The 9,246-nt window shown below is 52.5% G+C and carries 8 protein-coding genes and 3 pseudogenes; 6 read left to right on the forward strand and 5 right to left on the reverse strand.

Going from position 1 to position 9,246, the window contains the following annotated elements; translation table 11 throughout:
• Positions 1 to 472, reverse strand: a 472-nt coding sequence (locus tag FTT87_RS15050; RefSeq protein ID WP_098733213.1) for an IS6-like element IS1006 family transposase, incomplete at its 3' end; no start/stop codon positions are given.
• Between the two features lie 63 nt (positions 473 to 535).
• Between FTT87_RS15050 and FTT87_RS15055 the strand changes: the two are divergent.
• The 5 genes and pseudogenes from FTT87_RS15055 to FTT87_RS15080 form a co-directional block, all read left to right on the forward strand.
• Positions 536 to 1,366 (forward strand): annotated as a pseudogene (locus FTT87_RS15055) (IS91-like element ISVsa3 family transposase); the annotation flags it as partial.
• A gap of 284 nt (positions 1,367 to 1,650) precedes the next feature.
• The gene (locus FTT87_RS15065; protein WP_015060916.1) at positions 1,651 to 2,316 is read left to right on the forward strand and encodes a tyrosine-type recombinase/integrase; all 666 of its coding nucleotides are present in this window, start codon (positions 1,651 to 1,653) and stop codon (positions 2,314 to 2,316) included.
• A 189-nt stretch (positions 2,317 to 2,505) separates the two neighbouring features.
• Entirely contained in the window at positions 2,506 to 3,672 is a 1,167-nt protein-coding gene (locus FTT87_RS15070; RefSeq protein WP_024160783.1) for a tetracycline-inactivating monooxygenase Tet(X3), read from the forward strand.
• Positions 3,673 to 3,820: 148 nt separating this feature from the next.
• A complete protein-coding gene (locus tag FTT87_RS15075; protein WP_001366550.1) occupies positions 3,821 to 4,558 on the forward strand; it encodes a recombinase family protein in 738 nt (245 codons plus the stop codon).
• Positions 4,559 to 4,885: 327 nt separating this feature from the next.
• Entirely contained in the window at positions 4,886 to 6,379 is a 1,494-nt protein-coding gene (locus tag FTT87_RS15080) for an IS91-like element ISVsa3 family transposase (protein ID WP_001120888.1), read from the forward strand.
• A 175-nt stretch (positions 6,380 to 6,554) separates the two neighbouring features.
• On the opposite strand, the gene FTT87_RS15090 is transcribed toward FTT87_RS15080, so the two are convergent.
• Together FTT87_RS15090 and sul2 are read right to left on the reverse strand one after the other, a co-directional pair.
• A complete protein-coding gene (locus FTT87_RS15090) occupies positions 6,555 to 6,857 on the reverse strand; it encodes a phosphoglucosamine mutase (RefSeq protein ID WP_000251875.1) in 303 nt (100 codons plus the stop codon).
• 86 nt (positions 6,858 to 6,943) lie between these two features.
• Positions 6,944 to 7,759 (reverse strand): sulfonamide-resistant dihydropteroate synthase Sul2, encoded by an 816-nt coding sequence (gene sul2 / locus FTT87_RS15095; protein ID WP_001043260.1) that lies wholly within the window; start codon positions 7,757 to 7,759, stop codon positions 6,944 to 6,946.
• A gap of 89 nt (positions 7,760 to 7,848) precedes the next feature.
• Between sul2 and FTT87_RS15100 the strand changes: the two are divergent.
• Positions 7,849 to 8,076: pseudogene (locus FTT87_RS15100) on the forward strand (IS4 family transposase); the annotation flags it as partial.
• 197 nt (positions 8,077 to 8,273) lie between these two features.
• On the opposite strand, the gene FTT87_RS15105 reads toward FTT87_RS15100, so the two are convergent.
• Positions 8,274 to 8,954, reverse strand: coding sequence for a LysR family substrate-binding domain-containing protein (locus tag FTT87_RS15105; protein WP_109354582.1), 681 nt, complete (start codon positions 8,952 to 8,954; stop codon positions 8,274 to 8,276).
• Positions 8,955 to 8,957: 3 nt separating this feature from the next.
• A pseudogene (locus FTT87_RS16190) lies at positions 8,958 to 9,246 on the reverse strand (LysR family transcriptional regulator); the annotation flags it as partial.

Below are 9,246 nucleotides of genomic sequence, written 5' to 3' on the forward strand. Positions count from 1 at the left end.
GTGGACATTTACCTTCCCGTTTTAACCGTGATAAAGCACGTCCATATGTGGGTGCTTTATCCGTGTTGATCACTTGTGGAATTTGCCACTTCTTCACATTATTTAAAATTTTTCCAAGAAAACAATATGCTGATTTGGTATTACGTCTAGAAGAAAGATAAAAATCAATGGTATCGCCACGTTGATCGACTGCACGATACAGATAAGACCATCGTCCATTCACTTTTACATAGGTTTCATCAATATGCCACGAGCTCAGATCTGTAGGATTACGCCAATACCAGCGTAAACGTTTTTCTATTTCAGGAGCATAACGTTGAACCCAACGGTAAATAGTCGTGTGATCAACATTCACACCCCGTTCGGCCAGCATTTCCTGCAGTTCACGATAGCTAATGCCATATTTACAATACCAGCGCACAGCCCAAAGAATGATTTCGCCCTGAAAATGCCGACCATGGAAAGGATTCATATGCTGCACCTTTAGCTAAAACAGTCTTCAGCTTACCATTCGTGGTTATTTGCAACAGTGCCGCTGACGCACACCATCGCCCACCGGGTGGGTCGCTATCTGGAACGGCAAGGCCTGCTGGAACGGGATGTCGAAAACAGCTATCTGGCCTCGGATGCGGTGGATGACGACCCGATGACACCCCTGCTGGGGCACTCGATCACTTACCGTATCGCTGTCGGTTCACAGGCGGGGCGAAAGGTGTTCACTTTGCAAACTCTGCCGACCAGTGGTGATCCGTTCGGTGACGGGATTGGCAAGGTAGCCGGGTCCAGCCTGCACGCCGGCGTGGCGGCCAGGGCCGATGAACGCAAGAAGCTCGAACGGCTGTGCCGGTACATCAGCCGCCCGGCGGTATCCGAGAAGCGGCTGTCGTTAACACGAGGCGGCAACGTGCGCTACCAGCTCAAGACGCCGTACCGGGACGGCACCACGCACGTCATTTTCGAACCATTGGATTTCATTGCAAGGCTGGCCGCCCTGGTACCGAAGCCCAGAGTCAACCTAACCCGCTTCCACGGGGTGTTCGCACCCAACAGTCGGCACCGGGCGTTGGTCACGCCGGCAAAACGGGGCAGGGGCAACAAGGTCAGGGTGGCTGATGAACCGGCAACACCAGCACAACGGCGAGCGTCGATGACATGGGCGCAACGGCTCAAGCGTGTTTTCAATATCGACATCGAGACCTGCAGCGGCTGCGGCGGCGCCATGAAAGTCATCGCCTGCATTGAAGACCCTATAGTGATCAAGCAGATCCTTGATCACCTGAAGCACAAAGCCGAAACCAGCGGGACCAGGGCGTTACCCGAAAGCCGGGCGCCACCGGCTGAGCTGCTCCTGGGTCTGTTTGACTGACGAGCCTGAAGGCCAACGATACCAATCAAAATGCTGCGTTCACAGCGCCGCGGCAGGGATCCGCCGTGCTGGTTGTCGGAAAAGGAGCCGCTAGTGGGAAAGAGGAGGGTAAATTTTCAGCGTTGCTGGCTCCCCGTCAGCCGGATTGGGTTGCATCGCAGGGGTGTCGAAAGAGTCAACTGCGGTCCAAAGCTGTTGGACTTGGGTGAAAAGGGCGTTTATTCTTCCTATACGTCGATCGATTGAATGAAGGACATATACAATCATTTCTCCGACATTTGGTTATGGAGCGAAAAGTTTCAATATCTTATCAAAACCAGGCAATCAATGCGATTAAGTTTTATTACGAACGTGTTTTGGGTGGACAACGGAAAACATATTTCATCGAAAGACCAAAAAAAGAAAAAACACTTCCTGTTGTGATGAGTGAAGAAGAAACCATTCGGGTACTACGCGCTATTGAAAACGTGAAACACAAGGCTATTCTGATGACTATTTATTCGGCAGGTTTGCGCATTTCTGAATGTATAAACCTGAAAATAAAAGACATTGACTCCAAGCGCATGCAAATTCGTATAGAACAGTCAAAAGGAAAAAGAGATCGTTATACCATTTTATCTGAGAAAACATTAATTATTTTAAGAACATACTTTATGGAATATAAACCAAAAGATTATTTATTTGAAGGTCAAAAAGGTGGCGCATACTCAAGCCGAAGTATTCAAAACATTTTTAAAGCAGCTGTTTTAAAAGCAAAGATTCAAAAGGAAGTTACTGTACATACCTTACGACATAGCTTTGCAACGCATTTGCTTGAGAATGGTACGAGTTTACGTTATATTCAATCGTTGTTAGGTCATTCAAGCAGTAAAACAACTGAGGTTTATACACATATTACCACCAAGGGAATGGAACAATTAAAAAGTCCGATGGATTTGTTAGATATATAGAAAGGATTTGTATATTTGAGCAAAACTTAACAAAAAGCACTATGAATATAAATCCTTTTGAGAGAGTAGAAACGAACGGTAAACGGTTGAAAACGGATTTGTCACTGATAATGAAAGGTTTAGCAAAATAAGATATAGTGGATATATACGCCATTTGGCGTATAGCCACTTGTTATGTGCCATTTTTGAATGACAATGCGAATAGATACGGACAAACAAATGAATTTACTTAGTGATAAGAACGTTGCAATAATTGGTGGTGGACCCGTTGGACTGACTATGGCAAAATTATTACAGCAAAACGGCATAGACGTTTCAGTTTACGAAAGAGACAACGACCGAGAGGCAAGAATTTTTGGTGGAACCCTTGACCTACACAAAGGTTCAGGTCAGGAAGCAATGAAAAAAGCGGGATTGTTACAAACTTATTATGACTTAGCCTTACCAATGGGTGTAAATATTGCTGATGAAAAAGGCAATATTTTATCCACAAAAAATGTAAAGCCCGAAAATCGATTTGACAATCCTGAAATAAACAGAAATGACTTAAGGGCTATCTTGTTGAATAGTTTAGAAAACGACACGGTTATTTGGGATAGAAAACTTGTTATGCTTGAACCTGGTAAGAAGAAGTGGACACTAACTTTTGAGAATAAACCGAGTGAAACAGCAGATTTGGTTATTCTTGCCAATGGTGGAATGTCGAAAATAAGGAGCTTTGTTACCGACACGCAAGTTGAAGAAACCGGTACTTTCAACATCCAAGCTGATATTCTTCAACCGGAAATAAACTGTCCCGGATTTTTTCAGCTATGCAACGGCAACCGATTAATGGCGGGACATCAGGGCATTTTATTGTTTGCCAATCCCAATAATAATGGTGCATTGTATTTAGGAATTAGTTTTAAAACGCCCGATGAATGGAAAAATAAAATTCCCTTAGATTTTCAGGACAGAAACAGCGTTGCCGATTTTTTATTGAAAAGATTTTCCAAATGGAGTGAAGTTTACAAACAATTAATACGTTCGGTATCAACATTTCAATGCTTGCCCACAAGGAAATTTCCTTTGAACAATGATTGGAAAAGTAACCGTCCATTACCCATAACAATGATTGGCGATGCTGCTCATTTGATGTCGCCTTTTGCAGGACAGGGTGTAAATACGGGATTATTGGATGCTTTGATATTGTCTGAAAACCTTACAAACGGAGAATTTACAAGTATTGAAAATGCCATCGAAAACTACGAACAACAAATGTTTGTTTATGCAAAAGATACGCAGGACGAATCGACAGAAAACGAAACCGAAATGTTTAGTCCCAATTTTTCGTTTCAAAAATTATTGAATCTATAAACAGTAAGAAAAAACGGCTACTAACAAGCAGTTTTGCAATAGTGGGGCAGAAGTGCAAAATTGAACTTGTGTGCTTCTATCAACTTTTGTACATTAGCTGCCAGTTTAAGATGGGTGCATTTGAGTATGCCCAAAGGAGCCCGCAAGTATGCGCAGGACGAAGCCAGTAGCCGCGCCGATGGTGGCGCGGGTCTATCTGCGCGTCAGCACCGACGCGCAGGACTTGGAACGCCAAGAGGCGATCACTACGGCCGCGAAGGCCGCCGGCTACTACGTCGCCGGCATCTACCGTGAGAAGGCATCCGGCGCACGCGCCGACCGGCCTGAGCTGCTGCGCATGATCGGCGACCTACAGCCCGGCGAGGTGGTCATTGCCGAGAAGATCGACCGCATCAGCCGCCTACCTTTGCCCGAGGCCGAGCGCCTGGTGGCCTCGATACAGGCCAAAGGCGCACGCCTGGCCGTCCCTGGCGTGGTCGATCTATCCGACCTGGCGGCCGAGGCCCAGGGCGTCGCCAAGATCGTGCTGGAAGCCGTGCAGATCATGCTTTTTCGCCTGGCCTTGCAGATGGCCCGCGACGACTACGAGGACAGGCGCGAACGCCAGCGCCAAGGCATTGAGTTGGCCCGCCAGGCCGGGCGGTACAAGGGCCGCCGTGCTGATCCGAAGCGCCGCGCCCAAGTTGTCGCGCTGCGCAAGTCCGGCTACAGCATCAACAAGACCGCCGAGCTGGCCGGGTACAGTGCGGCCCAGGTGAAACGGATATGGGCCGAGGTCAGCCAGGCCGAAGCGAAGCAGCACGGCGCGTTCGTGGAGGACGCATTGACGGAAGCCGATGCCCTGGCCGCTGTCGGCCAGGATGAGCGCCAGGAGGAAAGGGCATGAAGAAGCCGAACCAAGACGACGAGCCGTTTTTCATCACCGAGGAGATTGCGGCCGAAATGATCGCCGACCAGGAGCGTGAACGCTGCCGGCGCAAGCCGTGTTCAACCTCATGATCTGGTCATGGTATTTTTCATGGCACTGAGCCTGATAGTTCTTGCAAATTGTTGTCACTAAAGGGTTTTGTGTGCTTGTTTACAATCGAGTGGGAGTGACGGGCACTGGCTGGCAATGTCTAGCTGTCAACGGCAGGCATTTCGGCTGAGGGTAAAAGAACTTTCCGCTAAGCGATAGACTGTATGTAAACACAGTATTGCAAGGACGCGGAACATGCCTCATGTGGCGGCCAGGACGGCCAGCCGGGATCGGGATACTGGTCGTTACCAGAGCCACCGACCCGAGCAAACCCTTCTCTATCAGATCGTTGACGAGTATTACCCGGCATTCGCTGCGCTTATGGCAGAGCAGGGAAAGGAATTGCCGGGCTATGTGCAACGGGAATTTGAAGAATTTCTCCAATGCGGGCGGCTGGAGCATGGCTTTCTACGGGTTCGCTGCGAGTCTTGCCACGCCGAGCACCTGGTCGCTTTCAGCTGTAAGCGTCGCGGTTTCTGCCCGAGCTGTGGGGCGCGGCGGATGGCCGAAAGTGCCGCCTTGCTGGTTGATGAAGTACTGCCTGAACAACCCATGCGTCAGTGGGTGTTGAGCTTCCCGTTTCAGCTGCGTTTCCTGTTTGCCAGCCGGCCCGAGATCATGGGGTGGGTGCTGGGCATCGTTTACCGCGTCATTGCCACGCACCTGGTCAAGAAAGCGGGCCATACCCACCAAGTGGCCAAGACGGGCGCGGTCACCCTGATCCAGCGTTTTGGATCGGCGCTCAATCTGAATGTTCACTTCCACATGCTGTTTCTCGACGGTGTGTATGTCGAGCAATCCCACGGCTCAGCGCGTTTCCGCTGGGTCAAGGCGCCGACCAGCCCAGAGCTCACCCAGCTGACGCACACCATCGCCCACCGGGTGGGTCGCTATCTGGAACGGCAAGGCCTGCTGGAACGGGATGTCGAAAACAGCTATCTGGCCTCGGATGCGGTGGATGACGACCCGATGACACCCCTGCTGGGGCACTCGATCACTTACCGTATCGCTGTCGGTTCACAGGCGGGGCGAAAGGTGTTCACTTTGCAAACTCTGCCGACCAGTGGTGATCCGTTCGGTGACGGGATTGGCAAGGTAGCCGGGTCCAGCCTGCACGCCGGCGTGGCGGCCAGGGCCGATGAACGCAAGAAGCTCGAACGGCTGTGCCGGTACATCAGCCGCCCGGCGGTATCCGAGAAGCGGCTGTCGTTAACACGAGGCGGCAACGTGCGCTACCAGCTCAAGACGCCGTACCGGGACGGCACCACGCACGTCATTTTCGAACCATTGGATTTCATTGCAAGGCTGGCCGCCCTGGTACCGAAGCCCAGAGTCAACCTAACCCGCTTCCACGGGGTGTTCGCACCCAACAGTCGGCACCGGGCGTTGGTCACGCCGGCAAAACGGGGCAGGGGCAACAAGGTCAGGGTGGCTGATGAACCGGCAACACCAGCACAACGGCGAGCGTCGATGACATGGGCGCAACGGCTCAAGCGTGTTTTCAATATCGACATCGAGACCTGCAGCGGCTGCGGCGGCGCCATGAAAGTCATCGCCTGCATTGAAGACCCTATAGTGATCAAGCAGATCCTTGATCACCTGAAGCACAAAGCCGAAACCAGCGGGACCAGGGCGTTACCCGAAAGCCGGGCGCCACCGGCTGAGCTGCTCCTGGGTCTGTTTGACTGACGAGCCTGAAGGCCAACGATACCAATCAAAATGCTGCGTTCACAGCGCCGCGGCAGGGATCCGCCGTGCTGGTTGTCGGAAAAGGAGCCGCTAGTGGGAAAGAGGAGGGTAAATTTTCAGCGTTGCTGGCTCCCCGTCAGCCGGATTGGGTTGCATCGCAGGGGTGTCGAAAGAGTCAACTGCGGTCCAAAGCTGTTGGACTTGGGTGAAAAGGGCGTTTATTCTTCCTATACGTTGTCGGCAGCGGGCCAAAAAGGAATACGTCCATGCCCATCGAGGTGAAACCGGCTGTGAGCGCGGGTTCAAGCATATAGCCCGACAGGCGCGTATCCTTGCCGATCACGACACGATGGCGGTGGTCACCGCGACGAAAGACACGGCCAGCCGCCATGCCGACGCGCAAGGCGGTTTCCGCCGTCATCGCGCCTTCGTTGGCTTTGCCACGAATACCGTCTGTGCCGAAATATTTGCGCACCATAAGGTCGATTATCCTGTCGTCGGGTCGCCCTCAAAGGGGACATGCCTGCTGAACCGCGAATATAGAGAAATATCCCGAATGTGCAGTTAACGAATTCTTGCGGTTTCTTTCAGCGCCGCCAATACCGCCAGCCCGTCGCGCAAGGGGCGCGGCTCGTGTGTGCGGATGAAGTCAGCTCCACCTGCGGCGGCGGCAAGCTCTGCAGCGAGTGTCGCGGCCCCGACATCCCCCGGACCACGGCCTGTGAGCGCGCGCAGAAAGGATTTGCGCGAAACAGACAGAAGCACCGGCAAATCGAAGCGCAGCCGCAATTCATCGAACCGCGCCAGCACCGAGAGTGAGGTTTCGGGAGCAGCCCCCAGAAAAAACCCCATGCCGGGATCAAGGACAAGGCGGTTGCGTTTGATACCGGCACCCGTCAGCGCCGCGATGCGCGCGTCAAAGAACGCCGCAATGTGATCCATGATGTCGCCAGCGGGTGCCTCGCGCCGATCTGCCTGCCCGTCTTGCACCGAATGCATAACGACGAGTTTGGCAGATGATTTCGCCAATTGCGGATAGAACGCAGCGTCTGGAAAACCGCGAATATCATTGAGATAGGCCACACCACGCGACAAGGCATAGGCTTGCGTCGCGGGTTGATAACTGTCGAGCGAGACGGGAATGCCATCTGCCTTGAGCGCGTCCAGCACCGGCGCGATACGCGCGATTTCTGTGTCGGACGAAACAGGCGCGGCGTCGGGATTGCTGGATGCCGGACCGAGGTCGATCACATCTGCCCCCTCGGCCATCAGCTTACGCGCCTGCGCAATGGCTGCGTCTGGCGCCAGATACCGGCCTCCATCGGAGAAACTGTCCGAGGTTATGTTGACGATGCCGAAAATGATGAGCGATTTATTCATGGGGGCTTCTATAATAATCTCTGTACACGACAAAAATAGATAACTCATTGAAATAATGTCACAATAATTGTTTTCTAACGACGAATACTATGACACATCTCAATGAGTTATATCTTATCTTAAACAAATCTCTAAAATGGAACAAGTCACATTTAAAGTGCTTTGCGCTCATCATGCTTGTGATTATTTTAAAGCAAACATGTAATCTTTCTTCTGCATCTAAAGCCTTGCCCATCAAGTGTTTACCACAATCATTTTATCGACGTATGCAGCGCTTCTTTGCAGGTCAGTATTTTGATTATCGTCAAATTTCTCAGTGTCATCACCAGAACGATGGTGATGACTACGGCGATCTGACCCCAAAGGATTCGGCCTCCGCGCAATGCAGGCTCCAGTCGGCAAAAGAGACGGAGCCGATCAGAGAGTAGGCAAAATCGGGACGGGCAACAGGAAAGAGGATGCCGGAGGGCTGCCGGATACTATCGGCGGCAAATAGGATGGATCGCCTGTGCCGTTATCGTGCCGGTCGAGTGCCATCCAGGAAACGATTGGGCGAATCGCCGTCACGCTTCATTTTGCCTGCGAGGTTGAGTAGATTTTTCAGTGCGGAGTTGCGATTGAACGGCGACCAGACGGCTGTAAAGGCAACCGGCTCCGGTTCATCGAGGAAGGGCAGGAAGACGATGCCGGTCGTCGGCAACAATGACGTTGCCTCGCCGACGATAGTGATGCCGAAGCCTTGTCCGACCATAGATAGCAGCGTGTCGCGCCCCACATCAAAGCGCCGGATCGACGGTGCGGGCCAACGCCCGGCAAGGCGCAGCACGATATGGTCATGGACCTGCGGGCCGGTGCCACCATAGCGAACAATGAAAGTCTCGCCGACCAGATCGGACCAAGTGATTGCGGACTGCCCGGCGAGGCGATGCCCATCCGATAGCACGGCCACCAGCGGTTCGGTCCAGATCGGTCGGGTATGGCAGTCGGGCATCTCGGGCTTGCCCGCGACGAACACCACGTCGAGCTGGTCAGCACGAAGCTGCATCACCGCATCGCGGGCTGTGCCTTCGGTGATCTCAACCTCAATGCCCGTATGTTCTTCCCGATAATGACGGATCAGCTCCGTGAGAAAGCTGCGTGGGATTAAGGCATGGATGCCGATGCGAAGCCGGCCGTATTCTCCTTGAGCTGTCATGCCTGCGGTCTTCACTGCGTGATCGAGTTGATCGACACCCGCCGTGACACGCTCCATGAAGTGCCTGCCTGCGTCTGTTAGCCGAACGCCCCGCGCATGGCGCTCAAATAGCAGGACACCAAGGTTATCCTCCAGCGCTTTCACACGCGCGCTGACGCTCGACTGGCTGATACCAAGTGCCTTGGCCGCATGCCGAAAATTCAGATGCTCGGCGACGGCGATGAACTGAACAAGGGAAATGAGCGGTATCCTGCCAGACAGGATACCGACATTCACGAGGTTTCGATGGTTA

It is taken from the genome of Acinetobacter sp. YH01022 (assembly GCF_013420235.1).
GTDB lineage: Bacteria > Pseudomonadota > Gammaproteobacteria > Pseudomonadales > Moraxellaceae > Acinetobacter.